Source organism: Rhodococcus sp. MS13 (assembly GCF_013277835.1).
GTDB classification, from domain to species: Bacteria; Actinomycetota; Actinomycetes; order Mycobacteriales; family Mycobacteriaceae; genus Rhodococcus_F; species Rhodococcus_F erythropolis.
Genome location: NZ_VBTL01000009.1, coordinates 1 through 26,517 on the forward strand (window position 1 = coordinate 1; position 26,517 = coordinate 26,517).

Consider the following 26,517-nt stretch of genomic DNA (forward strand, 5'->3'; position numbering starts at 1 on the left):
CGGCGGCTTCGAGTAGTTGCATTGTCAGGTACGCCGCGACGGCCTGCGTCGGTGACGGCTTCCAGATCACGGTGTTGCCCATCAGGGCCGGCGCGGTGGGGAGATTTCCGGCGATGGCGGTGAAATTGAAGGGGGTGATCGCGTAGACAAAACCTTCGAGTGGTCGATATTCGACGCGATTCCAGACTCCCGGAGCGGAAACGGGTTGGTCGGCGAGTATCTGACGAGCGAACGCGACGTTGAAACGCCAGAAGTCGATCAGTTCGCACGGGGCATCGATCTCGGCCTGATATGCGGTCTTCGACTGACCGAGCATTGTTGCGGCGGCGATGGTTTCGCGCCACGGGCCGGAGAGTAGATCGGCGGCGCGGAGGAAGACCGCCGCGCGGTCGTCGAACGAGAGGTCGCGCCAGGCCGGGGCGGCGAGTGTAGCGGCGTCGATGGCATCACGAACATCCGAGTGCGTTGCGCCCGCAAACGATCCGATGACCGAGCTGTGACGGTGTGGTTGAACTACGTTCTCCCGCTTGCCTTCCGCAGTTCGGTGGACGCCCCCGATGACCTGTCGGATGTCGGTGGGTGTCTCGGCCAGTTCGGTCAGTTTGGTGCGTAGGCGTGATCGTTCCGGGCTTCCCGGCCCGTAATTGTTGACCGGTTCGTTGGCTGGGTGGGGGACATTGGTGACGGCGTCCATGACGATCCTTCGGCAGACTGATGGGTGGGGCAGTTGTCGTGTCGTCATCAGTCAAGCCGAAAGGAGTCGGCGAGTAATCCGCTGATCGGCCAAACTTCTCGGACGCTGTTTGTTCGATCGGCTGAACCATCTCCGCAGGAAAATGCACTATTCTCGAAATTGAGGCGTTGGAACGGTCCGGAAAGTGGGTGGTACGTGGCTATCCGTGAGGTCAGGCTCGACGCGGTCCTTCGGGCGCTGGGCGGAGCCTTTGTCGAGCTCGTCTTCGCGCCGTCAGGTGATGACGTCTTCGTCGACTCCGTGGTGTTCGCGGAGGTCGGGGACCTCACACGCCCCGGAACCGCGGACGTCGAATCCTCTGAGCTCTGGCTCGCTGTCGGTATCGGCGCAGCAGAATTGGCAGCCTGGCTGAACCGCGTCGATCAGAAGGGATCAGCGCCTCGGGCCGTAATGTCGAAGGAGGCCTCGGACACGTCGGTGCGCGCGGCGGCACAGCGCGCCGGGATCGCCTTGATAGCAGTCCATCCGGACGCTCGTTGGGATCGATTGTTCACCACGATCCGGGGCGTGCTCGATCATTCGGTATCCCGTCAGGATTCCGAGGACGTTGTATTCGGCAGTGACACAGACTTGTTCGAGCTGGCGCAGAACGTCGCGTCACTCACCCAGGGGATGGTCAGCATCGAGGACGAGCGTTCCCACGTGATGGCTTATTCGGCATCAGGGGATGCTGCGGACGAGCTCCGCCGGCAATCGATCCTCGGCCGTGAAGGACCTCGGGAATACCTCCGGAAGCTGCAGGAGTGGGGCGTCTTCGAAAGCTTGCGGCGAAGTGACGACGTAGTGGAGGTGCCTGCGCACGAAGACCTCGCGATCAGGCGACGGTTGGTGGTTCCGATTCGCAGAATTTCCGAGAACGTCAAGGGGGAGAGCGGTTTCAGTTCTGATCTGCTCGGCACGATCTGGGTTCAGGAAGGCCCGCTTCCCATCGCCGGCGATGCCGACAGAGTGCTCCGCGGTGCCGCGGCCATTGCAGCTCGGCTGATTTCGCGCATCCGAGACGCGCCGAGTAACGAGGCGATACAGGTTCAGCGCTTGCTCGGGGTTCGCGGCGGCGGCGTCGATGTTCCTTCTCTGGCGGCCTCGTTGTCCATCCCGATGTCCGGACCCGCGATGGTGATCGGCGTGGCGAGTGTCGGGGGCAGCGTGTTGTCGGCTTCGGGTGAGCTCGTGTCGTCGTTGCGCCTGCACGCCAGTGCCTTTCACCGTGAATCGCTGGTGAGTGCATTCGGCGCCCGGATCTATGTGCTGTTTCCGCGAACCCAATCCGTGAAATCCACAGTCTCGTGGACCCGTGAAGTTGTCGCGCGTTTGGACAAGGTGTCGCCCTCGGGTTTACGGGCCGCAGTCTCGTCGCCGGTTTCGACGCTCACTGAGGTGGCTAGGGCTCGCGCCGAAGTGGATCGGGTCTTGGACGGAACGTCGGGGGATGTTCGTGTGACCACCCTCGCGGACTCGCGCACTCCGGTGCTGCTGGGCGAAATCATGGACGCGATTGCGGCCGACGAGCAACTGCACGATCCGAGAATCGACGCGCTCGACGTCTACGACAGGCGTAACGGGTCGAACATGCGTGAAAGCGTGTCCGTTTACCTCGCGCATTCGGGCGATGTCCGACGCGCGTCCGAGCAGCTTCGCATTCACCCGAACACACTCAGGTATCGGATAAAAAGGGTCGAGGAGATAACAGATACCGACCTGTCCGAGCCCTCGACGAGGCTGTTGATGGAGATTCAGTTGGCGGCGTCCGCTCGCGCAGTGAGTTCGCCGAACCTGTCGGACCCCAGCAGTACTCTTCGCGAATGATCGACTCAGCGAAGGTGCCAGGCGCAGCGCGCGCATATTTCGACGGCGGAGACGTCCGTGACGTGTTCACCGAAGACGCCGTGGTGCGTGACGACGGCCGGACGTATGTCGGGATCGAAGAAATCGTGGCGTGGAAGTCCGCCGTGTCGACGGCGTTCACCTTCACCCAGAAGATCGAGTCGGTCAACACCCCAGGCTCGGCCGTTGTCGTGTCGGTGAAGGTCGAGGGTGATTTTCCCGGAAGCCCCGTCCAGTTGCATCACCATTTTTCTCTCGACGGTGATCGGATTTCCGCTCTCACGGTGTGCCCCTGATGCCCACCGCTGACGAACTGCTCGGGAAATCCGTCGTCGCCGATCTGGCAGGCTGCCTTGAGCGAGCCTCCGGTCACACACGCCTCGCCCTCGTTCGGGGTAGTACATCCGAATTCGACGGTATGAGTCTCGGCGAACGTACCCGCGTCGTGCGGGACGCGATGACTGCCGAACTGCCTCAGGATCTTCCGGCCTTCGCCGAGATCATCCGCCGTGCGCTTTCAGAGGAGACCTTCACTGGTTGGATGATCTGGCCGGTGACCGAAGCCGTCGCCGTCACGGCGACACGAAGTGGCTCCGAGTCGGACTTCGACGAGGGAATGGCTCTCCTTGCCGAGCTGACGTCGCGTCTGACGGCCGAATTCGCAATTCGCACATTTCTCGAAACGAACCTTGACCGTTCGCTGGCGATCGCACTCACCTGGACCGGCCATGAAGACGAACACGTCCGGCGCTTGGCGACCGAAGGCACTCGTACTCGTTTGCCCTGGGGAAGACGAGTGAAAGAATTGACGGCGCGTCCCGAGTCGACAATCGCCATTCTCGACGAGCTGTATCGGGATGATTCGGAATATGTACGACGCTCGGTCGCAAACCATCTCAACGATCTCAGTCGTGCTGACGCAGCGCTCGCCGTGTCGACTGCGAAGCGTTGGTTACAGACACCGGATTCCAACACACTGAAAATCGTCAAACATGCATTGCGGACGTTGATCAAGGCCGGCGACCCAGATGCTCTGTCTCTTCTGGGGTTCTCGCCGCCCACCGATGTCGTGGTCGAAGGGTTCGTCATCGACCGCGAAATAGTCGATGCGGGTGGAGAACTCACCTTCGACTTCGCCGTCACGAACAACGGCAGCGAGTCCGTCACCGTCGTGATCGATTACATCGTCCACCACGTGAAGGCCAACGGGACCACGACGCCGAAGGTCTTCAAACTGACAACACGAACGCTCGAGCCTGGGGTGCCGGCCCGCATCGCGAAGAGGCATTCCTTCAAACCGATCAGTACCCGGAAGTACTACGCCGGCGACCATGCCGTCGAAGTGCAGATCAACGGTGTACGCCAGGTGCGAGGCGAATTCCGCTTGGAGGCGTGAGTGACCCCACCAGGTGTGGTGGGGTCACTCCAGTACCGATCCAATGCCCGCACGGATGTCAGCGCATGACCTGTACCTGTTCGGCGATATCAGCGGCCAGGGCCATCGCAGTCAGCGCGAGGCCGTTGTTGAGGTCGTATCGCAGTTGTCCGACATGTCCGTCCTGGACAGCGCGGACTCGTCTCCACGTGGGCGACTCGGCTTCGACGGCGTCGGGGTTCTGTAGCAGTACGAAGTCGGCCTGGTCGAAGATCGCGAGCTCCTCGAGGCTGTAGAAAGTCGAATCCTTCCGATCGGGTGCGGCATGGGCGGCGTCAGTCAAGACGTTCAGGCCGAGGTCCTGTGCAACCGACACGGCGAACGTGTTGTTCTGCAGCCAGATCTGACCGCTGTCTGCACCGGCGATCGCAATCGACTTGCCTTCGAGGAGACCACCGATCTTGGCCCGCGCTCGAGCAAGTTCTGCGTTGTATCGGGCGATGACGCGTTCGGCGTCTTCGCGGCGATCGAGCGCCGTGAGCTGCGCGGTCATGGCCTGTTTCCAGGACGAGCCCGTCGTGCCCTCGTCAACGACGAGCACCGGGGCGATGTCAGTGCCGAGCAGGCCCCTGTCCTGGTAGTAATCCCACCAGCCTTTCCCGACAACCAACAGATCGGGGTCGTAGCTCAGTATCGATTCGGCATTCGGTTCGTTGTTCGTCCCACCGAGGCGAGCTGCGCCGGCGGGTACCTGTTGCATGAGCTGAGACTTCGGATCCCAATTGGTCGCGACGATCGGGTACTCGGCCAGTAGTGCAAAATCGAGGGCGCCTCGGGCTTCGAGCACCACGACACGCTTGGGGTCCCGCGGGAGGCGGTAGGTCTGGTCTGCGACGACGATGTCGACCCACTCGTCCGAGGCTTCGGTGCCGCTGGATTCGCTCGAACATGCAGACAGTGCGCCCAGTGCACCGAGCGCCGCCGCACCGCTCAGGAACCCGCGTCGTGTCAAGGAATCGATCAGACGGCTGAATTCGTCGTCCACATCTTTTGTCGACTGCAAGGGGGTTTCGGTCGCAGAAGGGGACACCGTCGGGTGGAAGGTTTTGGTCGATTCGATCACAGGCATGAGAAGGCGCAGCTCCATCTGATGTTCCGGGCGTTGGCAGGTGCCTAACCAACGTATTCGAACTTCGCAGCCGGAGCCTTACTCGAAAGCGCCAACCGCTCAGCGGATTTGGCCATTCTTCACGGACTCGTGCCACGGGACTCGCCCCTCGGATTCGGCTTGTTGTGGAGGGGCGCGCCCATCTGATCCGAACTCGAGGTATCGTGGCCGTCATGCAGCGCGTCTATTTCTGGTTTAGCAGGCCGGCCCCGGGTGGGCCTGCCGGCGTAACCACGCGCTGACAACCTCCACCCAAGAGCCGGACTACAGACCGGCTCGCTGGAGTTTCTCTTCATCTCTGGGGTCGGCCTGAGAACAGGAAACCGAAAACCCCATGACTGTCACCATCGACACCACCGCAGCTTCGGACAGCCTCGACGATCAGCGCACTGTGAGTATCAGTCCGCTCGTGTCACCGGCGACTGTTCGTGCTCAGCACGCTCCGGACGAGGTCGCGGCCGCAACCGTGCGCACCGGTCGGGCCGACACGATCAACATCCTCAACGGTGACGACGATCGTTTGATCGTCGTTGTCGGTCCGTGCTCCGTGCACGATCCGGAAGCGGCGATGGACTACGCCCGCCGGTTGGCCGCCAAGGCCGAAGAACTGCGGGACGATCTGCACATCGTCATGCGCGTCTACTTCGAAAAGCCGCGTACCACTCTCGGGTGGAAGGGCCTGCTCAACGACCCCCACCTCGACGGCACGTTCGACATCAACACCGGGCTCGGTATCGGCCGCAAGTTGCTCCTCGACGTGTCGAGTCTGGGCCTGCCTGTCGGCTGCGAGTTCCTTGATCCGATCATGCCGCAGTACATCGCCGACCTGGTCAGCTACGGTGCAATCGGCGCCCGGACCGCCGCCAGTCAGGTTCACCGTCAGCTGTGCAGCGCGCTGTCCATGCCCGTCGGCATCAAGAATTCCACCGAAGGTGATGTGCAGGTAGCCGTCGACGGTACCCGCGCTGCGGCGGCGAGCCATGTGTTCCCCGGAACGGATCTCGACGGCCAGGCTGCCTTGATTCGGACCGCGGGCAACCCGGACTGCCATGTCATTCTTCGTGGCGGCAGCGACGGACCGAACTACGATGCCGAGACCGTCGCGGATACCCTTGCTCGCCTGCGTAAGTCGAACCTGCCCGAGCGCGTGGTCATCGACGCGAGTCACGGTAACAGCAGCAAGGACCACGAGCGTCAGGTCATCGTGCTGGACGACATTGCCCGACGTCTGACCGAGGGTGAGCAGGGAATCGCCGGCGTCATGTTGGAGAGTTTCATCGAGGCCGGCCGTCAGGACCTGACCTTGGGTAAGGCGGACGAGCTCACCTACGGTCAGTCGATCACCGACGCGTGCATCGACTGGTCCACCACCGCAGCGCAGTTGGACCGTCTGGCGCAGGCCGTTGCGGCTCGGAGGGGCTGACGCCCCCGTGCGCGTTTAGGGAGTGCCTGGACTCGCTAAACGCGCACAGGGCCGCTAGGCCAACACTGCTCGCGTGGCCTCGACCAGGCGCTTCAGCCAGGCGTCCGTGCCGACGGCCTGACGCAGCGGCTCGTTGGGCAATTCGATGCTGACCGGCAGTCCGGAAGGCAGGGTCGACCAGATGTCGGCCAGGGCGATGCCGCCGGTGCCTGGCACCAGACGCTCCTCTCGGGCGTGACGGATCAGCTCTGCGTCCTCCGTGGGAAAAGGGATCGAACCGTCACACATCTGGGCGTAGTGAAGCCACTCGCGCGGGATGGACGCAAGATCCTCCAGTGTGGTCGCCGAGCGGTCGGTGTGGAGTGCGTCGACCAGGACACTACGAGCCGGACCGTCTGCCGCCGAGACGATCTCGATGGCAGCACGCGCATCGGGCACCGCAGTCCACGGCATGAATTCGAGCGAGGCGACGATGCCGTAGTTCGCGCACAGTTCAGCGAGGCGGGCATAGGAGTCAGTGAGCCGAGCGCGGTCGCGGTCGTCGCCGCCCACCAGAACGGCTTTGGCTCCGAGCTGTGCACCCGCTTCGAGAAGCGGAACATAGTCGGCGGGGTCGAAGTCGGCTGCAAGACGGATGATTTCGAGGTCGAATACCTCAACGGGTGAATCGCCTAGTCGACGCACCAATTCGTTCAACCCCTGCTTGTCCTCGTGCAGGGGGTACGCCGTAGTGCCCGGTGCCGCGGGCATCAGACGGATACCGATGGTGTCGAAGCCGTGCTTTTCGGCCAAGTCGACGTGCTGCATCGGTGCGGTATCGAGCACCGTGAGGGCTGCCAGCCCGAGTGTGAGTGTCATGCGTGCGCTCCAACTGTTTTGGCTCCGGCCAGTTCCCGACCTGCTAGATACCCGAACGTCATAGCCGGGCCGAGGTTGATGCCGCCCGATGGGTAGTGCCCGCCCATCACGCTGGCCTGATCGACGCCGACGGCGAGCAATCCCTCGATGGGGCGGTCGTTGTCATCGAGAACCTGCGACGACGAGTCGGTGACAAGCCCGGCGAAGGTACCGAAACTGCCCGGCACCACCTTCACCGCGTAGTACGGACCCTTCTGTAAAGGAGCGAGCGACGGGTTCGGCCAGGGGTTGGCGGTATCGCCGGAACCCCGGTTGAACGGTGTTGTACCGCGACCGAACTCGGGGTCTTCACCGGCCACGGCCCCGACATTGAATGCCTCGATTGTCTTCTCCAACTGCGTCGGATCAGCGCCGATCTTCTCTGCCAGTTCGCGAACGGTGCGACCACGTGTGAGGTATCCCGAGCGCAGGTACGGCTGGATCGGGATCGGCAGGGGCTTGGCCATGCCCAGCGGGAGGTAGCGCACATACTGCTGATCGGCGATCAACCACGAGCACACTTCTTCGCCCTCAGGAACCTGCTCGACCATCGCGAGTGTGTAGTCGTGGTAGCCGAGTGCCTCGTTGACAAAACGCTTGCCGTTCGCGAGAACTCCGATGACACCGGGCTTTCCGCGGTCGAGGATGTGCGGGAACACCCCTTCCTTGCCGTTGCGATAACGAACGATGGAGACGGGGCAGTACGCGACGGGGGAGGCAAGAGTGCGGTCGAGGCGACCACCCACGGATTCGCCGAGGGTGATGCCGTCGCCGGTGGTTGTCTTCGGAGTGAGTGACCAGTGCTCGTTTCCGGTGGGGGTACGGGGGAACAGTTCACGTCGGCGGTCGATGTCCTGGGCGAAGCCGCCGGTGGCCAGTACGACGCCGCGCGTGGCAGTTACCGAGTACGCACCATCCGGACCTTCGAGGCGGACACCGACAACGCGACCGTCATCGTCAGTCTGCAGCGATGTTGCCGACGTTTTCACCCGAATCTCGACGCTGAGATCGAGCGCTGAGCGAAGCATCATGCCGACAAGCGCAGTGCCGTTGACGAGTTGCTGGCCACGGCGCTTGGTGGCGAGATCGAACATGTGCTTTGTCACGCGAACGCCACAGTGCACAAATGCTTTCGGCGATCGAGTCGAGTGCAGGAATGCCTGCAGGTCGGGGCCGGCCATGATGCCCATTCCGAGGAATGACGTCTCGTACAACTGTCGACGGAGCAGCGTCGCGACGTCGGGTCCGAGCTTTCGCAAGCTCACCGGTTTCGGTCCGACGGAACGATGACCCGTGCCGGCTCCCGGTGTGTCGCCGTGAATGTCGGCGATCTTGGCTCCGGGAACGAACTTCAGTGCAGTGTTGCGTTCGAAGAACTCGACCATCTCCGGTGCGCCGTCGAGGAGTGCATCCACCTTGGCAGCGTCGAAGTTGTCGCCGAGTCGGTTCTCCAGATATGTCCGCGGCGCCGAACGATCCTCCACAACCCCGTCGGCGATGGCAAACATGTTGCGCGGGGTCCACATCCACCCGCCCGACCAGGCCGTTGCGCCGCCGCAGGTGTCGGCCTTCTCGACAACGAGTACCGACGCGCCGCCATGTGCTGCGGCAATTGCTGTGGAAAGCCCGCCTGCGCCGGAGCCCACGACAACTACGTCGTAGGTGAGGGGGGTACTGCTACTCATTTCTGCTCCTTGGCAGTTGTTGCGAGGGTCGGTGTCGATGTCAGATCGACAACCTTCCCGGTTCGTGACGATTCGTAGATTGCGGCGATGATGGCAAGTGATGCGCGGGCGTCCCGGCCGGTGACGGCGGGTTCGCGCCCGGTCAGGACCGCGTCGGCGAAGTCCTGAACCTGCAGGGTGTGGAAGTCGGTCAGTGCCGCATTGACCGCTCCCACATCGAGATTGGCGTCGATGTCGGCAGAGTACGGCGACTGGAACTCCACTTCGCCGGGCGCGGTCCAGATTTCGTTGACACCCTCGTGCCCTTCAGGAAATTCGAGGACGCTGGCGATGGCGCCGGTGCGCCCGATCACTGTCACGCGGTTGCCCAGATTGTGATTGGCACCGGTAGTCGCGGTGACGGTGGCGGTGCCGCCCGAAGCAAAGGAAATTACAGCTGACGCACTGTCCTCGGTCTCGATGTGCTCACCGTGGGTGTGGGTGCGGATGAAGCCGCTGACCGAGACGGCCTCGCCCATGAACCAGGCCAGCATGTCGATCTGGTGCACCGCCTGCGTCATGAGCACGCCACCGCCGTCGGTGTCCCAGCGTCCGCGCCACGCGTCGGCCGAGTAGTAACTCGATGGGCGGTGCAGGATCACCGACGCCTCGCCGAGCGTGGGCAGTCCGATCCGGCCGTCGTCGATGGCGTCCCGGATCCGACGCGCGGCCGGCCAGAAGCGGCGTTGGAAGAGGACGCCGAAGGTGATACCGGCGAGGTCGGCGGCTTCGATCATGCGGTCGGCGGCAGCAACATCGACCGCGATGGGCTTCTCGCACAACACATGTACACCCGCTTCGGCAGCGGCCACAACTACTTCTTCATGTACCGGGTGCGGCGTGCAAACGGTGCAGGCGTCGAGTCCGAGGGCGAGAAGTTGCTCCACTGAACTCACGGCTGCGGGAATGCCGTGCGCTGCCGCGAACTCCTGGGCGCGTCCGAGATCGGGATCGCAGCAGCCGATTACCTCGACGCCGGGGACTTGTTGCAGGGCTCGGGCATGGTTGCCGGCGATCTTGCCGCAGCCGACGATTCCGACTTTCAACGTCATCAGAAATGTTCCTCTGCTTCGACGTCCCGCGCCGCAGACTCGCCGCGGTCGAGACTGTTCAGTGCTTCGATGTCCTCGCCGGAGAGGGTCACGTCGAGTGCTGCCAGGTTCTCGGCCTGACGCGTCGGGTTCGCTGATCGCGCGACCGGAACCACACCCTGCGCGACGTGCCAAGCGAGGACCACTTGAGCTGGTGTGCAACCGATTCGACCGGCGATCTCCCCGATCACGGCGTTGTCGAGCACATCACCCCGGCCGAGCGGGCTCCACGACTGCGTGAAGATTCCGAGTTCGTCGTTGGCGCGGCGCACCGGAATTCGCGCGAGCGACGGGTCCATCTGAATCTGGTTGACTGCCGGTGCCTCGCCGGTTTCGGCGACGACGCGGCGCACGTGGTGCTCCAGGAAGTTCGACACACCCACGTACCGAACCAGTCCGGCGTCGCGGCAGGCAAGCATCGCCTCGAACGACGCAACGTAACGATCGATTCGCGGGAGCGGCCAGTGGATCAGGAACAGATCGAGTTGATCCAGTCCCAGTCGTTCCAGGCTCTGCTCGAGCGCTCCGCGGATGTCACCGGAAACCTGGTCGTTTCCACGAAGTTTGGTGGTGACGAACAGTTCTTCTCGCGGTAGGCCCGACTCCGCCAACGCTACGCCGACGGCGTCCTCGTTGCCGTAGATCGCGGCGGTGTCGATGAGGCGGTACCCGGCCTCGATGCCGGAGAGAACCGACTTCGTGGCGTCGGCACCGACCAGTGGCCAGGTTCCGAGTCCGATGGGTGGCAACGCAGTTGCCACCGGTGCGGCTGTGTGTGCGCTCATGCGTGAACCTCCTGACGGGCCGCAGCGGCGGCGGTGATGGCGACGGCAACGTCGGCTGCGGTCACGAGTGCGGCATGGATGGATCCGCCGTCACCGCTCGCGTCGCCGACGGCATGGACCCCGAGTCGTGGTGCCAGTGAACGTAGTTCGGCCAGAAGCTCCGAGCGCGGCTCGACGCCCTGTGAAATCAGCAGCTCGCCGGGGGCGTCGACTTCGCTCAGTACACCGCCTGTCGAGATCGTGACCCGATCGGCGTCGACTTTGGTGACGATCGAGCTCAGGTAGGTCGTGAGGTTCTCACTTGCGGCCAGGCGCGGCAGCAGTACGATCTTGCCGCGCCGGCCGACGTCGTGCGCGATGGTTTCCTGCGGCCCGATCATGACGACCTGGGTGCCCTTCTGGAGCAGATCGTCTGCGACGGCAGCAGCCTCGCGGTCGGCGCCGAAAATGGTGATTGCTTCGGGGGCCGGATCTCCGGAAACCAGGAACTCGCGCACGTCACGGACGGTTCGGGTCTGCGCGCCGGGGAGGTCAGTCACGGGACCGTGCCCACCGGCAGCAAGGACGATCGCGTCGAAGTCACTGTTTGCGAGCAATGCTGCGTCAGCTCTGGTCGAAGTGTGGCACTGCACCCCGAGTTCGGCCAGTTCCGCGAGGTACCAGTCCACGATACGCCCGTATTCGGGATATTCGTGCAGCTTCGATGCCAGAGCGAAGTCGCCACCGAGGCTGGGTCGTTCGTCGTACAGGTCGACGCGATGACCGGCAAGTGCGAGGTCGCGGGCAGCGGCCATTCCGGACGGACCGGCACCGATGACGGCGACGCGTACGGTGGCATCAGCCGGCTTCGTGGGCTGATCCAGTTCACGTCCGACCCACGGGTTGACGGAACAGGGAATGGGGCCGGCGGCCAGGCTGTCGATGCAGTAGTTGCAGGCGATGCAGGGGCGGTAGCGGCCACCGTCGACAGCGCGATTCGGAAAGTCCGGGTCGGCGTGCAACGTACGGGCCATGCTGACGAAGTTCGCCTGACCGGATTCGATGATCTGCGTGGCGATCTCCGGCGACGTGATGCGTCCGGCCACACCCACCGGGATGTCGAAGTCGCGCTGGTACTGCTCGGAGTACGGCGCGAGGAGTCCGCGGGACCATTCACCGGGCTGGATGATCCACTGTCCCGCTTCGTAGTTGCCGGCCGAGACGTCGAGAAAATCGAGTCGGTCGGTGTCGATGGCGTCGATGCGAGAGCGGGTCGTCTCGGCGTCGAGTCCGCCGTCAATGCCTTCGAAGGCTGAGAATCGAAGTCCCAGAGTGATTCCCGGAGCATGATCGTGGACGGAGGCGATGACCTTGTTGACGAACAAGGTGGGGTCGGCCCACTCGTCGTCGCGGTGATTGTAAGCAGGGGAGAGGAACTGGTGGATCAAGTACCCGTGGCCACCGTGCAGGGAGATGACGTCGACGCCGGCCTGCTGGCACCGTGCGGCAGCCTCACCGAAGCATTCGATGATGTGCTCGATGTCGTCGCCGTCGAGTTGTTCTGGCATCTCGCCGCCGACAACCAAACACGGAATCGGTGTCGGGGCAACGGGAACAAACCCGCTGACAGAACCTTGCGCCGTACGTCCACCGTGGTTGAGTTCGACTCCGACGAGGGCGCCGTGAGCGTGGATCGCGTCGGCCATCTTCTTGATGCCGGGAATCCGTTCGTCGACGTCGACGCCCATCTGCCGGATGCGTCCCTTGCCGTCGGCACGCACGTAGCTCGCTTCGGTGAAGATCAGTGCAGCACCACCTTCGGCGCGGCGGGCGAGGTACGCGATGTACTCGTCCGTCATGGTGCCGTCGACTTCGCAGTAGTTGCGTTCCATCGGGGCGGACACGAACCGGTTCCGGAGGCGGACGCTGCCCATGTCGAGAGGTTCGGCGAAAGGCGCAGTCACATTCATCAGTGCTCCTGGTACTTCGCGAGAAAGTAGGTGTTCGGTTGTGCTCATGCGGATGCCGTCTCGGAGAGCAGCTCGCTCAGATGGCTGCGCATGCGATCCGTATCGGCTTCGACACCGGTCAGGAGTGTGAAGGTGTCAGAGGCTTGAGCCACCAGCATCTGCCCACCGTCGAGAACCGCGCATCCGAGAGCAGCTGCAGCGTCGAGCAATTCGGTGCTCATCGGTCGATAAACGATGTCAGCGACCCACAATCCGTAATGCAACGCCGCAGGGTCGAAGGGAGTTCCGGGGTGACCCACCATGCCGATCGGAGATGCGTTGACGACGCCGTCGCACGTCGTCAGGTTGACGGCGATCTCATCAATCGCCAAAGCCGTTGTGCGCGTGCCAGGGAAGGCCGAGGTGACGCGAGAACACACATCGGCAGCGCGATCGGGATCAATATCTGCGATGCGAAGATCCGTGGTACCGGCGGCGGCGAGTGCGTGTGCCACAGCGGAACCCGCCCCTCCTGCCCCGGCAAGCACCACTCGGTCCAAGGCGGCGTCGGGCAAACCGCGCTGCAGTGCTGTGAGGAATCCGCTGTGGTCTGTGTTGTGGCCGATCAAACGGCCGTTGTCGACCACAACCGTGTTGACGGCACCGAGCAATCGCGCGTTGTCGGACAGCTCGTCGAGCGCGTCCATGACAACCTGCTTGCACGGGTGGGTGATGTTCAGTCCGGTGAAATCGCCCGCGACGGCGCCACGCACCACCTCACCGGTTTTCTCGACCGAGATGTTCAGGTTCTCGAGATCGATCAGTTCGTAGCTGTAATCGTCGAGTCCGAGTGCTGCTGCTTCGTGTGCGTGCAACGCGGGCGAGAGTGAGGTGGCGATACCCGACCCGACAAGGCCGATACGGTGACGTGTGTATTCGGTAGTCATGACATTCTCCTGCATAAGTGGGGACGGCCCCTCGCGGCAATTCAGCGCGAGGGGCCGGTCCGGTCAAGCGTTGTTGCTGGTGAGCTCTGAGTCCTGCTTGATCGGCAGGCTCGGCTTCGGTTGGCCCAGTTCTGCTGTGGGCGTGCGGTACGTTTCCGGTCCGGTCATTGCCGCGATGGCGGAGATGACGGCGAAGCCCAGGCACATCCATGCAACCGGTGTCCAGTTGCTCTTGTCTCCGGCCGAAATCGCCTGGGCGATAGCCGGTGTGAAGCCAGCGACAAGGAGTCCGAGCATGAGGCTGACGGCCATTCCGGTGTATCGGACCTTCGCGGGGAACTGTTCCGGGAAGTATGCCGGGTACGTGCCGTTGGGCATCGCGTAGAAGATTCCGATCATGACGATTCCCGAAGCGAAGACCATGGGGACGCTTTGGGTTCCGATCGAATGGAAGAACACGAAGATCATCAGGCCGGCTCCGATGGCGCCGACGACGAAGATGGGCTTACGTCCGTAGCGATCCGAGAGAATGCCGAACAGCGGCTGAGTCAGTACGGCAACAAAATTGGCGGTCGCGATGGCCCACAGCATCGTGGAGCGTTCGAAGCCGGATTCGACGGCGTACGCCAGGGCGAAGACGTTGACGATGGTGTTGATCATCGCGAAGGTCGAGCTCATGCTGATACGGATCACGGTGCGCCAGTGCGAGCGGAACATCTCGACGACGGGAATTCCGGCCGTCTCGTCCTGTTCCTTGAGTTCTTCGAATACCTCGGGCTCATCCAGGGCGCGACGTAGCCACAGCGCGACGACGGTCACGATGATGCTGAGCCAGAAGGGAACTCGCCAACCCCACGAGTAGAGGTCTTCGTCGGGCAGGCTCGCCACTGGGATGAATACCAGGCTGGAGACGACGATGCCGAACATGATCCCGCTCATGGTGAACGAGGTGAAGAACGAACGACGGTGATCCGGCGCGTGTTCGAGCGTCAGTGCCGAAGAGCCGGGTGATTCACCGCCGGCAGAGAGCCCTTGAAGAAGGCGAAGCAAGACGAGAATGATCGGCGCGGCGATGCCGATCTGGTCGTAGGTCGGCAGGCAACCGACGATGACCGTCGCAACACCCATGAGGAGCAGGCAGGCGAGAAGCGCGTTCTTGCGTCCGTACCGATCGCCGAGGTGTCCCCACAGCACTGCGCCGAGTGGGCGGGCGACGTAGGCCACGCCCAGGGTGCTGATCGAGAGCAGCGTTGCCGTCGAGCCGCCGCCAGGAAAGAAGATCTTGGGGAACACGAGCGCGGCTGCGGAGCCGTAGATGAAGAAGTCGTAGTACTCGAGGGTGCTGCCGAGGAAGCCCGAAACGGCAGCGCGGCGCGCATTCGAATTCGGGTGCTCCGCAGTGGAGTGCGTGGAACCGGTGGAGTTGATCGGTGGTGCCATGTGAAGTCCTTTCGTCCCGATGGGCCGGCCGTGGCGGCACGTTTGGTGATGCACCACGCATCGGTGACGTCCCTCACCTTTCGGCGGCTGAGACGACAGTGCCACGAAGGACTATGGCGCGTCCAACACTAAATGAGTCTCAGATAATGACGTTTTTGGTCTCAATCTCCGGCGTCGGCAGAATCTCCTCGGACGTCTCCAGCGCGACGGCGAGTGCATCGGTCATATGCCGGGGTGACCAGGCAATTCCGTGATTCATGAACGTCGGCTCGCCGGTGAGTGGGACGAACACACTGCCAGGTGGGGTGATAGCAGCCATGCCGGACGTCATCAGCGCTACACCGACGCCGGCGGCAACGAGCATGAGGATCATGTACGGATCGGTGATCTCCTGGACGACGCGAGGCCTGAAGTCTGCGTTCATGCAGGCGCGCATCGCGGTTTCCTGGAGGGCGGAGCCGGCTGAGAGCGGGGTGGTCACGAATCCGTCGTCGGCCAATTCGCGGAGATCGATCGCGTCCCTCTCGGCAAGGGGATGGTCGATCGGAAGTACGGCGCCGAACGCCTCCCGTCGGATCAGCCGGGTAGACAGTGATGCGGATTCCACCGGTAGTCCGACGAAGGCGAGGTCGAGGGCGCCGCTCTCGAGTTGAATGACCGCGTCGCGCGTCATGATCCGGCCGAGGAGTGTCAGTTCGACTTCCGGATAGCGCTGACGCAACGCGCGGGTGAGCGGCGGAAGTGCTTGATAGTTGAGCACTCCGGTGAACCCGATCGTGACTCGTCCGTAGACGCCTCCCGACGACGCACGCGTAGCGTGTCGTGCCGTCTCCATGTTCTCGATGACGCGATAGGCGTGGGGGAGAAAGGCATGTCCGCCGGACGTGAGTGCGACGCTGCGAGTGCTTCGTTCGAACAACTTGACGCCGATGTCCTTTTCGAGCTTTCGGATCATCTGGCTGAGCGGCGACTGGGCCATCTGGAGCCGTGATGCGGCCCGCCCGAAGTGAAGTTCTTCCGCAACCGCGACAAACGCGTGCAACCAGCGGGTTTCCATCGCCAAGGCCTCCAGGTATTTGACGTTGACAACAAACGCCATATATTCAGAATTTCTACACAGTGTGATGGCAATTATGCCTGTTTGCAACATAAATTGAGTGCGTAGCGCACAGAAACTCAGGAGTGAATGCGATGCAGGGTTACCCAGAGGGTGTCACCGCGCTCGTTACCGGCGGTGCGAGCGGAATCGGCGCCGCCAGTGCAAAGCTGTTGACGGAGAGGGGAGTTCGGGTGGTAACGGCAGATCTTGCCGAGGGTGCGGACGAACAACTCGACGTGAGTGATCCGACAGCAGTCGATGCGCTTCGAACCAGACTCGGCAGAGTCGACATCTTGATCAACAGTGCGGGAATCGTAGGACCATCAGCGCCACTCGTCGACGTCGACCTCGCGGCTTGGCGGCGTACGTTCCGCATCAACGTCGAAGGGACATTCCTGATGTGCCGGGCGTTCGTGCCGGGGATGGTTGCGTCCGGGTGGGGGCGGGTCGTCAATCTCGCGAGTATTGCTGCCAAGGACGGAAACCCGAATCAGAGTGCATATTCCGCGTCCAAAGCGGCAGTCGTCGCGCTGACGAAGTCGCTCGGCAAAGAGGTCGCCACCGCCGGTGTGCTGGTCAACGCGATTGCTCCCGCGGCCGTGGAAAGTCCTATGAATGCCGGCACCGATCCGGCCATCCTCGCCCGCTCGCAGTCTTTGACGCCGATGGCGCGGATGGGGCGGGCCGACGAGATCGCCGAATTGATCTCCTGGCTGTCGTCGTCGGCGGTGAGTTACTCGACGGGTGCTGTGTACGACGCCAGCGGTGGCCGCGCAACGTACTGAATTACCTTCTGGAAGAAGTCGATCAGAACTGGAGCAGTGACTGCCACAGTTCGCGAGATGCGTCCTGGTACTCGAGCATGTGCGAGATCAGTTCACGTAGTGGCTGCGTCGGTTCGAGTTCTTCCGGAAGGAGCGGATTGCGCACGATGACCGCGATCACCGCGCTGCCCAAGGCAAGTGATTCACGGGCAGCCTCCTCGCGACTGATTGTCGCCAGGCGTGTTTGCGCCTGTGTGAGTGCTTCACGGGCCTCGGCGATGTCGACCAACAGTGCTTCCGAGTTCCAGAGTGTGCGGATTGTCGAATCATCCTCGGGGGCAAGGTGAGCGATTTCCATGACAGCCGATTCGGGGGCGGCGCCGAGTCGGCGGAGAGTGCGGCGGGCGCTGTCCGTGCCGCCGAGCAGATTGTTCGGGCGGACGGCGAGTGTGGGCTTCCACTCCTCGTAGCCCGCCAGGCGCAGCGCCTGATCGTGTCTTCGGGCGGCTGTGCGGTCGCTTCGTTTGAGCGCTGAGTGCTCGACGGCTATCCACGTGCCGTCCCAGGGGCGTATGCGATCGGTACGAGTTCGCCACCCCTCGACCTCGCTGTAGGTGGGGATGCCGTCCGGGTTGAGGACGTACGTTCCACGAGCGGTGCGACGCAGTTTGTTCTCGCGGCACAGGCGGCCCGTTGCCACGCGAACGCTCGATGCGCTGACACCGACGATCTCGCCGGCCCGGGTCAGCACTGCAGTGCTGAACTCGGTGTCCGGACTCGCCGTTGCGAGGTCCAGCACAACTCGGGTTGCGGACATTCCTCGATCAGTTTGTAACAACTTTTGAACAACTCCTGACAAATTCTGTTACAAGTGGCATGGTGGGTACCGGGAAACCTTATCCGCGAGCAGTGAGGAAATATCGTGACCGACTCCGATCGACCAGGTGGCGATGTCTATGTGGAGCGTGACGGTGGCGTCACCGTCATCGTGATGAATCGCCCTGATCGCAAGAATGCGGTGGACGGGCCGATGGCGGCGCAGTTGCGTGATGCCTTCCTGGAGTTCGAATCGGACGAGAGTCAGAAGGTGGCGATTCTGTGGGGCGCGGGCGGCACATTTTGTGCCGGTGCGGATTTGACCGCAGTCTCCGACCCCGCCCGCGTGCACGAGTTGCATCCGGAAGGCGGCGGCACCGGCCCGATGGGGCCGAGTCGGTTGGTGTTGTCCAAGCCATTGATCGCCGCCGTCAGCGGATACGCGGTTGCAGGAGGGCTCGAGCTTTCATTGCTCGCGGACCTGAGGATCTGCGAGGAGGATTCCGTCTTCGGAGTCTTCTGCCGGCGCTGGGGAGTTCCTCTCATCGATGGTGGGACCGTGCGACTGCCGCGAATCGTCGGGCAGGGGCGAGCGCTCGACATGATCTTGACCGGTCGCCCGGTCGACGCTCCGGAGGCGCTGGCCTTCGGACTGGCCAATCGTGTTGTTCCAGTGGGGCAGTCACTCCAGGCAGCCAAGGAGCTTGCGCACCAGTTGTCCGCTTTCCCTCAACTCTGCATGCTCGCGGATCGCGCGTCGGCCTACCGATCTTTTGATCTACCACTTGCCGAAGCACTGCGGGCCGAGGGCGTCGCGGGAAATCCCATTGTCATCGCTGAAGGTGTGCGCGGCGCTGCTGCGTTCGCCGCGGGCGCCGGCCGGCACGGCCGGTTCGAGAACAACCCGAATTCGAACGAGGAAACTGAACCATGATGCCCATAACCAGAGACCTGATCGCCCGTGGTGCGCGACAGCACGGATCGCGAACAGCCGTCGTTTTCGGCGATCGATCGATGACGTTCACGGAAGTGGACGAACTCAGCAGCCGATTGGCGCACACATTCATCGCCCTCGGTATCGGGCGTGGTGCACGGGTTGCATTGCTGGTCAACAACTCTCTTGCCAGCGTCCCCGTCGATTTTGCCTGTGTCAAAGCCGGCATCAACAGGGTTCCGCTCAACTCGCGTCTCTCGCTCGACGAGCACGCGAGAATGCTCGAGGACACCGACACCTCGCACGTCGTCTTCGGTAGTGACCTCGCCGACCGCGCCGCTGAACTGTCCGCCAGGTTCCCCGAACGTACGTTCATCGGGCTGGAAACAGGTTCGGCGCGGCAGCGTTCGCTGCTCGACCAAGCACAGAGCATGCCTTCGGACACACCGGACGTCGAGTTAGCTCCCGACGATGTGATCCTGACGCTGTTCACCTCCGGGACCACGGGAACATTGAAGGCCGCGCAGCACACTCAGCGCAGCTACGCCGGCATCTGCCGCAATGTTCTGCTCAATCTGCTTCCGGCGACTCAGGACGACACGATGCTGCACGCGGCATCACTGATTCATGCCAGCGGTGTCTTCGTGCTTCCGTTCTGGCTGCGTGGCGGCAAGACCGTCATCCTTCCCGGATTCGACCCGTCGACCTTCTTGGACTCGATAACCGAGCATCGGGCTACGGCAATCAATCTGGTGCCGACGATGATTCAGATGCTCCTCGAACGCCCTGATTTTGCGAGCGCAGACATCTCGAGTCTGAAATCCGTGATCTACGGTGCGTCGCCGATGCCGCTGGCCACTATCGAACGTGCAATGCAGGCGTGGGGGCAACACCGTTTTCTCCAGTACTACGGGCAGACCGAGGCACCGCTGTGTATTGCAGTCTTACGGCCCGAAGATCACACGGAAGATCGCCTGCTGTCCTGTGGTCAGCCCGCCATCGACGTCGAGATCAGGCTGCTCGACGGCGAGGGAAACGAAGTGCCCCAGGGAGAACCGGGTGAAATCGTGATCCGCTCGCCATCGGCGATCGCCGGATACTTCAATGCACCGGAACTGAATGCGGACACCTTCACCGAAGACGGCTGGGTTCACACCCGTGACATCGGTCAGTTCGACGCCGAAGGATTCTTGTTCTTGAAGGACCGAGCTTCGGACATGATCATCAGCGGCGGATACAACGTCTACCCCCGTGAAGTCGAGGATGCATTCCTGACGCATCCGTCTGTCCGTGAGGTCGCCGTGGTGGGTACCGCCGACGCCAAGTGGGTGGAGGCGGTCACGGCTGTGGTGGTACTCGAGGACGGGACCGTCGAAAACGACGCACTGCAAGCATCATTGGTCGCGCACGTCGGCGAACGACTGGCGTCGTACAAGAAACCGCGTCGGGTTGTTTTCGCAGAATCCATACCGAAGACGGCCGTCGGCAAGCTCAATCGGAAGGCGCTGCGAGACGAACTCCGCGACGCTATCTAACTCCGCGAGTGCGGAATTGAACGCTGATTCTCGGCCCGAGGGCGCGCGCACTCTTCGGGACACAGTGTTCCCACGTGCGTTGGCAGGATCCGCCCATGACGAGTAGATCTCCGTGTCCGAGATTGAAGCGGATGGATTCGCCGCCCCCACGAGGGCGCAATAGGAGCGGGCGAGCCGCACCGAGAGACAGGATGGCCACCATCGTGTCCTCGGTGCGACTTCGTCCCGTGTCGTCCCCGTGCCAGGCAACGCTGTCGGAACCGTCGCGATAGAAACACAGACCCGACGTGGCGAATGGTTCACCGAGTTCGTCGAAGTAGTGACTGCTCAGCGCGTCTTTGGCTTCGGTGAGAAGCGCGTCCGGCAGTGGTTGATTCTCTGCGTAGAAACACACCAGACGAGGGACGTCGACAACGCGGTCGTACATCTGACGCCGTTCGGAACGCCACGGCACCGTAGCCTCCAGATTGTCGAACACGGCCTCCGATCCGGTCAGCCAGGCCGGGCGATGGTCGACCCATGCGCCGGCGGTGAGAACACGTCGCTGCACCGTGCCGTCGAGATCGGCCAAAGAAACGCCGAGGTCACCGTTGTCGAACAGAGACGGTTGCATCGTGGCGGTCATAGGCTCCACCGTACACCGAAATCGAACATATGTTCCCATGAATTTTGATTGGAGTGCTGGACGGCTGTTCATCCTTGCTGGGTGATGTCCGTCGGCGTGAACCTTTGAATACTGTTCTCACGCTATTTCGCCGAAGAAGGGGACGTCATGACTGCTCCGCACCAATCTCATGCGAACCATCCTGTCCGACAGGGCTTTGCCATCGGGACCACGGTGGCGGCAGCCTGCCTGCTCTTCGTCGCGGGAATCGTCGCGTTGCTCCAGGGCATCGCGGCTCTCGCAGACAACGACCTGCTGATCGTCGGAGTCAACTACACCTTCGAATTCGATGTCACGACATGGGGTTGGATCCACATCGTGCTCGGAATCATCGGCATCGCGGTGTCGCTGGGATTGTTCGTCGGCATGACGTGGGCCCGCGGCATGGCCTTCGTGATCGCGGCGCTCTCGATCGTGGCGAATTTCCTGTGGATGCCGTACTACCCGCTGTGGTCGATCGTGATCATCGCCCTCGACGTCGCCGTGATCTGGGCCGTCGCGACCTGGCGACCTGACGAGGTGTGATCCTCTGACCGAAGTGAGTGGTTCACCTGCGACAGGTGAACCACTCACTTCGCTGTGTCCGGGCCTCCACGGTCGGCCTCATCCCTACGCGGCGTCAGCGCCGTTTCGGTGACTCGCGATCCTGGTTCTCGCGCGGACGCATGTCCTTCGTCGATCGGTGTGGGAAGCCGTGGATCATCGAGCAAGAGATCCAGCAGATCACCACCGTTGCGATTCCGAGTCCGATCGACGCGAATGGTTTCTGCGTGGCCAGCCAGACGCTCAGTCCGATTGCCGTCCCGACGATCAGAATCAGGATGGTGTCGAGTCGTGTCGTTTGCATCGAAATCATCGCCTGGCACAGATTGTTTTCGGCGGCCCGCTGGTTTTGGCGGCCCGCCACCCGGCGAGTGACAGCCGGGGGCAGACCTTGCGCGGCTGACCCCTCGCTCTGGAAATCGCCGCCGCAAGTGATCAATACCCGCGAAATTCGTCTGCGAAACTATTGGCAGGCAGAACAGGACCTTAGGCCTCAAGGCCGGCATGTCGGCCTTGACTATGACGTAGCGTCATAGTTGATGCTGTTCGTATGCGAATCAGCGACGTGGCCAGTGCGGCAGGCACCACTCCGCGGACCGTTCGGCACTATCACCGACTGGGGCTGCTGGCCGAGCCGAGACGACTGTCCAACGGTTACAGAACTTACGAACTTCCCGATCTGGTCAGGCTGATGCGCATTCGTTGGCTCTCCGCCGCCGGCATTCCACTCGGATCCATTGCCGCGATGATCGAACCGAAGCCGATCGATGCACGAGAACCGGACGACTTCGCCGAAGATCTTTCCTCCCTGATCGCGGAGATAGACCGGAAACAGCGCGTCCTCGCAGACCAGCGAGTGCGCCTCCAGGAAATGCTCTCGGCGCGAGGCGCCGGCCGGGTGGTCTCGCCGCTTCCGGTGGAGTTGCTGTCTGCGTTCGACGAGTTGATCGCGTCGTCCCCGACGGATTCGGTTCGGCGTCTGTTCGAGCGTGAACGCGACATGTGGGAATTGGTGGCGATCTCGGGAGCAGCGCCACACGAACTGTTCTCCACGGCTGCGCGATTGCTGTCCGACGAGGGCGACCGGAAGAGAATTGTCGATCTGTACCGTCGTTTCGCCGCTCTGTCTGGGCGCGAGGTAGCCGAGGTTGCAGACGAGATCGCGTACTTGTCGGACGAACTGGAGGAATCACTGGACGGGGTGCTCGGCGATGTGTACTCAGACGGAGACTCCGCAGGTGTGGGATTCTCGGTTGGGATCGCGGACCTGGTGCCCGATCCAGCGCAACGTGAAGTGGTCGCGCGCGTCGCAACACGTCTCATGTCAGGCGGTACGGCGTGATCCGATCACTGTGGTTGCTCTCGACGGGTCGGAGAGACGGAGGTTCCAGTGATACAGCGACTTTCGGCTACGCGAGGGGGACAATGTCGATACCGGTGGCATTTGTTGCGGCGAGTGTGATCGAGGCCGTAGCGATTCACTTCCTGGTGCCGTGGCAGTGGCTTCGCGTCGTGCTGCTCGTTGCAACGGTGTTGTCGCTGATTGCGATTGGCGGTTGGCTTGCCGGACGCGTCGTGCACCCGCACCTCGTCTCGGCTCGAACGGTAGTGTTTCGATCCGGCACGGGCATTCGAGTCGAGGTGGACCGATCACGGATTTCGCGGGCGAGCATGGTCCGAAGGTTCGGTGAGACAGCAAATGTGATTGTCGACGATCGCTTGGTTCTGCCGGGGCCCGACGGCACTGTCGTGGACATAGACTTCGATCGGCCGCTCTCGGTCACGCTCCCGAAACGGCTCTCGAAGGCCAGTCCCACCACGATCGGTGGGCTGCGGTTGCATGTCGATCAACCCGGCGAGTTCTGTGCTGCATTGGGGCCGAACTGAATTCGCAACGATCGTTGGATCCGGTCAGTGCGGAGACCTCGGTGGAAGACCTTCACGGAACGGATCGACAACCAGCCACTCCACCGTGCCACCGACATTCCATAGTGCATCGGGGTTGTCGAGCGAGGCCGCGTACGTTGCCGCAGCTTGGTCGCCGGCGATCTCACCGCTCTCGCCCGACGGCGGGTTGGGCTCGAGGAATTCGGAGGGGTGCGGCCCTGGCCATTCAGGCACGTCGAACGGGGAAATGCTGGTGTCGATGAGGCCAGGTCGATGCACGGTCACCCGGTCGGGAACTTGCTTGGTTTCCGCCGCCACGGCGATGCCTGGTCCTTCGGCAGCTTCGCCGTCGCCGCTACCGCAGCCGGCCACTGCAAGAACAAGTCCCGTGATTGCCACACCCACTACCGCATGACGTATCCGCACCGTTTTCTCCTAGCCGGGGCTCACCCCGTTCGAACTCCACTATTGCATCTCGCCAACTCCGCGGGATGCGTCTTTCGATAAATGTGGGAAACGCACTGAATGTGCGTAGAAGACTCGGATTGCCAAACTATTCAGCGGTCGATCGAGGTGCGGCGGCAACGGACTGCGCTTGCCACCGTTCTTCGATGCGGCCGTACCGCCACACGAGGAGGGCGATCATCCAGGTGGCAACGAAGAGTCCGACGATGATGAAGCCCATCGCGCCGAGATCCAAGTTCCCGATGGCGCCGAGAATCCCGTCGTGGATGTCGAGTTTGTCGGTGAAGATCGAGATGATTTCCTGGGTCCCGATCAGCAGTGCCACTGCCACCGAGAGTCCGGTGATCACCATGTTGTAGTAGATCTTTCGTACCGGCTGGGCAAATGCCCAACCGTAAGCGAAGTTCATGAACGATCCGTCGATCGAGTCGAACAGAGACATCCCGGCGCAGAAGAGTATCGGTAGAACGAGGATCGAATACCACGGGAGCCCTGTCGCTGCCGCGCCGCCGGCGATCACCAACAGTCCCACTTCGGTGACGGTGTCGAATCCCAGTCCGAACAGTAGGCCGACCGGGTACATGTGCCAGGGCTTGCGAACCATCTTCATCACCGGGCCCAGGATCTTGTTGAGGGCGCCGCGGCTGTCGAGTTCCTTCTCGAGTTGTTCCTCGTCGAAGGTTCCGGCCTTGTACTTCGTGTACACCCGATGAATCCCGATGAGAGAGAAAAGATTCAGGAGGCCGATCAAGATCAGGAACGTTCCGGAAATGGTTGTGCCGAACAAGCCGGTCCACTTTTCCAGATCTGAGTTGTCGTCGGAAAGGCTGGTGGCAAGTTGCCGCACACCCAACGCCAGAAGTGCGACGAGAACAAAGACGATGGTGGAGTGTCCGAGTGAAAACCAGAAACCGACGGACATCGGTTTCTTGCCGTCCGCCACCAACTTCCGAGTGGTGTTGTCGATGGCGGCGATGTGATCGGCGTCGAAAGCATGGCGCATGCCGAGCGTGTACGCCGTGACACCGAGTCCGATGCCGAAGACACTGCCTTCGATCGTGTAGTGGCCGGGGACAACCAGACCGAGAAGAACTGCCCACCCGACGACGTTGAGTGCAACGACGGTGACGGTCATTCCGATGATGCTTCGACGCTGGCCTCGATCCAGACTGTGCCAAGCGCCGGCGATTCGGGTGCCCGTCGTGGTCATTGTCGTGGACATCGAACCTCACCGATCTTTCAGTCGCGGCCGGCGGCCACCCTACTGAAATCGTATAAGTGTTCAACTGTTCAGATAAGCGCCTGGAGGTTACAAATCACCCATCCGGGAGTAAAGCTGCTTTGCTCCCGGATGGGAATTGCTCAGGCAAACACGGTATTGACCAGCGCAACGTAGATCGTCGTTCCGACAACGATGCTCAGGACGGCATTCTTTCGCCACAGGTGCGCGACGATCGTGGCACACACTGCAATCAGTTCGGGGAGGCCGTGAGACGGGGCGGTGATCGACACCCCTTTGAGTGAATACATCACGAGGATCAGCATGACGCCGGCCGGCATGTAGATGCCGAGGTAGCCGACCAGGGCGGAGGAGCGCAGCGGCATGAGCGCGGCGAAGGGGATTGCGCGCAGCGCGAAGGTGACCACGGCCATGACTGCGACCGCCGCAAAGATGTACGAGGTGTCAGGCATCGATCTTCGCCTTTCGTGAGTCGTAGACAAAGCGGCCGATCAGGAAGAGCACGAAGGCGCCCATTGCAATTGGCAGCATGTGATCCGGGGCTGCGAGCCGGGCGACCAGAGCGCAGGTGACCGCAGCGACCGGCACCGCGAATCCGTTTTGTGCGCGAATTGCCTCGATCGAGAGGACGACGAACAGTGCGGTCAGAGCGAAGTCGAGACCGACTATCGAATCTGGAATCCACTGTCCTGCCGTCGCGCCCAGGATCGCGCCACCGATCCAGTAGCCGTGGAGGTACAGCTGGGAGTAGACGATGACGCGTCCGGTGAGTGCCTTGGGATCGGCAGTTACCGACATCGCATAGGCCTCGTCGGTCAGCGCGAACATGCTGTAGAAGCGGGCGAAGGGGTTGCGAATCTTTTCCAGCGGAAAACTCAAGGCGTAGAACACATGTCGAAAGTTGACCAGCAGTGCGGTCAGAGCGACGTACGGCAGTGGTGTCATGGCCGCGACCATTCCGACGGCGAGAAACTCCAGCGATCCGGCGTAGATCAGCGAGGTGAAAGCGACTGCCCACCAAGGGTTGAGGCCCTGTTGGACCACAAGAACGCCCAGGGCTATCCCGAGTGGGAGCAGGCCGAATCCGACCGGCAGCGACAGTTGGAAGGCGTGCCGCCACGCCGGGGTTCGCGGCGAGAGTTCGACGGCAGGCGCGGCCGTCGACGATGCTGGTTCGATCACGACGCAAATCTATAACAAAGATCGAGGTTATC

General features: G+C 62.3%; 27 protein-coding genes. 10 read left to right on the forward strand and 17 right to left on the reverse strand.

All coding sequences use genetic code 11. The annotated features are described in order from the left end of the window. Positions 1–694: aldehyde dehydrogenase family protein (locus FEZ59_RS17420; protein ID WP_172932958.1), on the reverse strand; the 694-nt coding region annotated here is incomplete at its 3' end. A gap of 195 nt (positions 695–889) precedes the next feature. Here FEZ59_RS17420 and FEZ59_RS17425 point away from each other — a divergent pair. From FEZ59_RS17425 to FEZ59_RS17435, 3 genes are read left to right on the forward strand one after another with little or no spacing between them, the layout of a single operon-like run. Further along, entirely contained in the window at positions 890–2,560 is a 1,671-nt protein-coding gene (locus FEZ59_RS17425; protein WP_172932959.1) for a helix-turn-helix domain-containing protein, read from the forward strand. Continuing rightward, entirely contained in the window at positions 2,557–2,874 is a 318-nt protein-coding gene (locus FEZ59_RS17430) for a nuclear transport factor 2 family protein (RefSeq protein WP_020908852.1), read from the forward strand. Before FEZ59_RS17425 ends, FEZ59_RS17430 begins: the two co-directional genes overlap by 4 nt. After that, complete coding sequence (locus tag FEZ59_RS17435) at positions 2,874–3,974, forward strand: DNA alkylation repair protein (protein WP_021332171.1); 1,101 nt, start codon at positions 2,874–2,876, stop codon at positions 3,972–3,974. Before FEZ59_RS17430 ends, FEZ59_RS17435 begins: the two co-directional genes overlap by 1 nt. 58 nt (positions 3,975–4,032) lie before the next feature. Here FEZ59_RS17435 and FEZ59_RS17440 read toward each other — a convergent pair whose 3' ends face one another. Beyond that, on the reverse strand, positions 4,033–5,082 hold the full coding sequence (locus tag FEZ59_RS17440; RefSeq protein WP_037136774.1) for an ABC transporter substrate-binding protein: 1,050 nt from the start codon (positions 5,080–5,082) through the stop codon (positions 4,033–4,035). Positions 5,083–5,455: 373 nt separating this feature from the next. On the opposite strand from FEZ59_RS17440, the gene FEZ59_RS17445 reads away from it, so the two are divergent. Further along, the gene (locus FEZ59_RS17445; protein WP_003940571.1) at positions 5,456–6,544 is read left to right on the forward strand and encodes a 3-deoxy-7-phosphoheptulonate synthase; all 1,089 of its coding nucleotides are present in this window, start codon (positions 5,456–5,458) and stop codon (positions 6,542–6,544) included. A gap of 54 nt (positions 6,545–6,598) precedes the next feature. On the opposite strand, the gene FEZ59_RS17450 is transcribed toward FEZ59_RS17445, so the two are convergent. The 8 genes from FEZ59_RS17450 to FEZ59_RS17485 all read right to left on the reverse strand — a co-directional run bounded on the left by FEZ59_RS17450 (position 6,599) and on the right by FEZ59_RS17485 (position 16,413). Beyond that, the gene (locus tag FEZ59_RS17450; RefSeq protein ID WP_134999111.1) at positions 6,599–7,402 is read right to left on the reverse strand and encodes a TIM barrel protein; all 804 of its coding nucleotides are present in this window, start codon (positions 7,400–7,402) and stop codon (positions 6,599–6,601) included. Further along, entirely contained in the window at positions 7,399–9,126 is a 1,728-nt protein-coding gene (locus FEZ59_RS17455; RefSeq protein ID WP_172932960.1) for an FAD-dependent oxidoreductase, read from the reverse strand. The genes FEZ59_RS17450 and FEZ59_RS17455 overlap by 4 nt, the downstream gene beginning before the upstream one ends. Continuing rightward, positions 9,123–10,217 carry a Gfo/Idh/MocA family oxidoreductase gene (locus FEZ59_RS17460; RefSeq protein WP_134999112.1) on the reverse strand — a complete coding sequence of 365 codons (1,095 nt, stop codon included), beginning with the start codon at positions 10,215–10,217 and terminating at the stop codon, positions 9,123–9,125. The genes FEZ59_RS17455 and FEZ59_RS17460 overlap by 4 nt, the downstream gene beginning before the upstream one ends. After that, positions 10,217–11,041, reverse strand: a complete 825-nt coding sequence (locus FEZ59_RS17465) for an aldo/keto reductase (RefSeq protein WP_134999113.1) — start codon at positions 11,039–11,041, stop codon at positions 10,217–10,219. The genes FEZ59_RS17460 and FEZ59_RS17465 overlap by 1 nt, the downstream gene beginning before the upstream one ends. Continuing rightward, positions 11,038–12,990 carry an FAD-dependent oxidoreductase gene (locus tag FEZ59_RS17470; protein ID WP_172932961.1) on the reverse strand — a complete coding sequence of 651 codons (1,953 nt, stop codon included), beginning with the start codon at positions 12,988–12,990 and terminating at the stop codon, positions 11,038–11,040. Before FEZ59_RS17470 ends, FEZ59_RS17465 begins: the two co-directional genes overlap by 4 nt. A 44-nt stretch (positions 12,991–13,034) precedes the next feature. Beyond that, positions 13,035–13,916 (reverse strand): shikimate dehydrogenase, encoded by an 882-nt coding sequence (locus FEZ59_RS17475; protein WP_134999114.1) that lies wholly within the window; start codon positions 13,914–13,916, stop codon positions 13,035–13,037. 63 nt (positions 13,917–13,979) lie between these two features. Next, positions 13,980–15,356 carry an MFS transporter gene (locus tag FEZ59_RS17480; RefSeq protein WP_020908842.1) on the reverse strand — a complete coding sequence of 459 codons (1,377 nt, stop codon included), beginning with the start codon at positions 15,354–15,356 and terminating at the stop codon, positions 13,980–13,982. A gap of 139 nt (positions 15,357–15,495) precedes the next feature. Next, positions 15,496–16,413 (reverse strand): LysR family transcriptional regulator, encoded by a 918-nt coding sequence (locus FEZ59_RS17485; RefSeq protein WP_020970528.1) that lies wholly within the window; start codon positions 16,411–16,413, stop codon positions 15,496–15,498. Between the two features lie 134 nt (positions 16,414–16,547). Here FEZ59_RS17485 and FEZ59_RS17490 point away from each other — a divergent pair, with 134 nt between their 5' ends. Further along, positions 16,548–17,240, forward strand: coding sequence for an SDR family NAD(P)-dependent oxidoreductase (locus tag FEZ59_RS17490; protein ID WP_029256054.1), 693 nt, complete (start codon positions 16,548–16,550; stop codon positions 17,238–17,240). 22 nt (positions 17,241–17,262) lie between these two features. Here FEZ59_RS17490 and FEZ59_RS17495 read toward each other — a convergent pair whose 3' ends face one another. Next, positions 17,263–18,036: a hypothetical protein gene (locus tag FEZ59_RS17495; protein WP_019744985.1), complete on the reverse strand. Its 774-nt coding sequence runs from the start codon at positions 18,034–18,036 to the stop codon at positions 17,263–17,265. 105 nt (positions 18,037–18,141) lie between these two features. Between FEZ59_RS17495 and FEZ59_RS17500 the strand changes: the two genes are divergently transcribed. Both FEZ59_RS17500 and FEZ59_RS17505 read left to right on the forward strand, forming a co-directional pair. Next, positions 18,142–18,969 (forward strand): crotonase/enoyl-CoA hydratase family protein, encoded by an 828-nt coding sequence (locus FEZ59_RS17500; protein WP_019744984.1) that lies wholly within the window; start codon positions 18,142–18,144, stop codon positions 18,967–18,969. Beyond that, positions 18,966–20,504: an AMP-binding protein gene (locus tag FEZ59_RS17505; protein ID WP_134999117.1), complete on the forward strand. Its 1,539-nt coding sequence runs from the start codon at positions 18,966–18,968 to the stop codon at positions 20,502–20,504. The genes FEZ59_RS17500 and FEZ59_RS17505 overlap by 4 nt, the downstream gene beginning before the upstream one ends. Here FEZ59_RS17505 and FEZ59_RS17510 read toward each other — a convergent pair. Next, positions 20,497–21,129: an alpha-ketoglutarate-dependent dioxygenase AlkB gene (locus tag FEZ59_RS17510; protein ID WP_134999118.1), complete on the reverse strand. Its 633-nt coding sequence runs from the start codon at positions 21,127–21,129 to the stop codon at positions 20,497–20,499. The two genes, FEZ59_RS17505 and FEZ59_RS17510, sit on opposite strands and share 8 nt — an antisense overlap. A 147-nt stretch (positions 21,130–21,276) precedes the next feature. On the opposite strand from FEZ59_RS17510, the gene FEZ59_RS17515 reads away from it, so the two are divergent. After that, positions 21,277–21,693: a hypothetical protein gene (locus FEZ59_RS17515; RefSeq protein WP_003940106.1), complete on the forward strand. Its 417-nt coding sequence runs from the start codon at positions 21,277–21,279 to the stop codon at positions 21,691–21,693. 94 nt (positions 21,694–21,787) lie between these two features. On the opposite strand, the gene FEZ59_RS17520 is transcribed toward FEZ59_RS17515, so the two are convergent. Then, positions 21,788–22,015, reverse strand: coding sequence for a hypothetical protein (locus FEZ59_RS17520; protein WP_242459846.1), 228 nt, complete (start codon positions 22,013–22,015; stop codon positions 21,788–21,790). A 246-nt stretch (positions 22,016–22,261) separates the two neighbouring features. Here FEZ59_RS17520 and FEZ59_RS17525 point away from each other — a divergent pair, with 246 nt between their 5' ends. Both FEZ59_RS17525 and FEZ59_RS17530 read left to right on the forward strand, forming a co-directional pair. Beyond that, positions 22,262–23,053 carry a MerR family transcriptional regulator gene (locus tag FEZ59_RS17525; protein WP_024487274.1) on the forward strand — a complete coding sequence of 264 codons (792 nt, stop codon included), beginning with the start codon at positions 22,262–22,264 and terminating at the stop codon, positions 23,051–23,053. An 83-nt stretch (positions 23,054–23,136) separates the two neighbouring features. Next, positions 23,137–23,598 (forward strand): hypothetical protein, encoded by a 462-nt coding sequence (locus tag FEZ59_RS17530; protein WP_020970521.1) that lies wholly within the window; start codon positions 23,137–23,139, stop codon positions 23,596–23,598. A 24-nt stretch (positions 23,599–23,622) separates the two neighbouring features. On the opposite strand, the gene FEZ59_RS17535 is transcribed toward FEZ59_RS17530, so the two are convergent. The 4 genes from FEZ59_RS17535 to FEZ59_RS17550 form a co-directional block, all read right to left on the reverse strand. Then, positions 23,623–24,024 carry a hypothetical protein gene (locus FEZ59_RS17535; protein WP_020908832.1) on the reverse strand — a complete coding sequence of 134 codons (402 nt, stop codon included), beginning with the start codon at positions 24,022–24,024 and terminating at the stop codon, positions 23,623–23,625. Positions 24,025–24,151: 127 nt separating this feature from the next. Continuing rightward, the gene (locus tag FEZ59_RS17540) at positions 24,152–25,285 is read right to left on the reverse strand and encodes a HoxN/HupN/NixA family nickel/cobalt transporter (protein ID WP_037119767.1); all 1,134 of its coding nucleotides are present in this window, start codon (positions 25,283–25,285) and stop codon (positions 24,152–24,154) included. A gap of 140 nt (positions 25,286–25,425) precedes the next feature. Next, positions 25,426–25,755, reverse strand: a complete 330-nt coding sequence (locus FEZ59_RS17545) for an AzlD domain-containing protein (RefSeq protein WP_070385591.1) — start codon at positions 25,753–25,755, stop codon at positions 25,426–25,428. After that, positions 25,748–26,485, reverse strand: a complete 738-nt coding sequence (locus FEZ59_RS17550) for an AzlC family ABC transporter permease (protein WP_020970518.1) — start codon at positions 26,483–26,485, stop codon at positions 25,748–25,750. The genes FEZ59_RS17545 and FEZ59_RS17550 overlap by 8 nt, the downstream gene beginning before the upstream one ends. Positions 26,486–26,517: the final 32 nt, after the last annotated feature.

Excerpts from the sequence above, each read along its gene's own strand:
- FEZ59_RS17540 (WP_037119767.1), bottom strand. The coding sequence starts at position 25,285 with ATGTCCACGACAATGACCACGACGGGCACCCGAATCGCCGGCGCTTGG.
- FEZ59_RS17510 (WP_134999118.1), bottom strand. The coding sequence starts at position 21,129 with ATGACCGCCACGATGCAACCGTCTCTGTTCGACAACGGTGACCTCGGC.
- FEZ59_RS17520 (WP_242459846.1), bottom strand. The coding sequence starts at position 22,015 with ATGCAAACGACACGACTCGACACCATCCTGATTCTGATCGTCGGGACG.
- FEZ59_RS17490 (WP_029256054.1), top strand. The coding sequence starts at position 16,548 with ATGCAGGGTTACCCAGAGGGTGTCACCGCGCTCGTTACCGGCGGTGCG.
- FEZ59_RS17430 (WP_020908852.1), top strand. The coding sequence starts at position 2,557 with ATGATCGACTCAGCGAAGGTGCCAGGCGCAGCGCGCGCATATTTCGAC.
- FEZ59_RS17480 (WP_020908842.1), bottom strand. The coding sequence starts at position 15,356 with ATGGCACCACCGATCAACTCCACCGGTTCCACGCACTCCACTGCGGAG.
- FEZ59_RS17525 (WP_024487274.1), top strand. The coding sequence starts at position 22,262 with ATGCGAATCAGCGACGTGGCCAGTGCGGCAGGCACCACTCCGCGGACC.
- FEZ59_RS17455 (WP_172932960.1), bottom strand. The coding sequence starts at position 9,126 with ATGAGTAGCAGTACCCCCCTCACCTACGACGTAGTTGTCGTGGGCTCC.
- FEZ59_RS17440 (WP_037136774.1), bottom strand. The coding sequence starts at position 5,082 with ATGCCTGTGATCGAATCGACCAAAACCTTCCACCCGACGGTGTCCCCT.
- FEZ59_RS17515 (WP_003940106.1), top strand. The coding sequence starts at position 21,277 with ATGACTGCTCCGCACCAATCTCATGCGAACCATCCTGTCCGACAGGGC.
- FEZ59_RS17470 (WP_172932961.1), bottom strand. The coding sequence starts at position 12,990 with ATGAATGTGACTGCGCCTTTCGCCGAACCTCTCGACATGGGCAGCGTC.
- FEZ59_RS17450 (WP_134999111.1), bottom strand. The coding sequence starts at position 7,402 with ATGACACTCACACTCGGGCTGGCAGCCCTCACGGTGCTCGATACCGCA.
- FEZ59_RS17530 (WP_020970521.1), top strand. The coding sequence starts at position 23,137 with ATGTCGATACCGGTGGCATTTGTTGCGGCGAGTGTGATCGAGGCCGTA.
- FEZ59_RS17465 (WP_134999113.1), bottom strand. The coding sequence starts at position 11,041 with ATGAGCGCACACACAGCCGCACCGGTGGCAACTGCGTTGCCACCCATC.
- FEZ59_RS17485 (WP_020970528.1), bottom strand. The coding sequence starts at position 16,413 with ATGGAAACCCGCTGGTTGCACGCGTTTGTCGCGGTTGCGGAAGAACTT.
- FEZ59_RS17475 (WP_134999114.1), bottom strand. The coding sequence starts at position 13,916 with ATGACTACCGAATACACACGTCACCGTATCGGCCTTGTCGGGTCGGGT.
- FEZ59_RS17495 (WP_019744985.1), bottom strand. The coding sequence starts at position 18,036 with ATGTCCGCAACCCGAGTTGTGCTGGACCTCGCAACGGCGAGTCCGGAC.
- FEZ59_RS17505 (WP_134999117.1), top strand. The coding sequence starts at position 18,966 with ATGATGCCCATAACCAGAGACCTGATCGCCCGTGGTGCGCGACAGCAC.
- FEZ59_RS17460 (WP_134999112.1), bottom strand. The coding sequence starts at position 10,217 with ATGACGTTGAAAGTCGGAATCGTCGGCTGCGGCAAGATCGCCGGCAAC.
- FEZ59_RS17435 (WP_021332171.1), top strand. The coding sequence starts at position 2,874 with ATGCCCACCGCTGACGAACTGCTCGGGAAATCCGTCGTCGCCGATCTG.
- FEZ59_RS17445 (WP_003940571.1), top strand. The coding sequence starts at position 5,456 with ATGACTGTCACCATCGACACCACCGCAGCTTCGGACAGCCTCGACGAT.
- FEZ59_RS17545 (WP_070385591.1), bottom strand. The coding sequence starts at position 25,755 with ATGCCTGACACCTCGTACATCTTTGCGGCGGTCGCAGTCATGGCCGTG.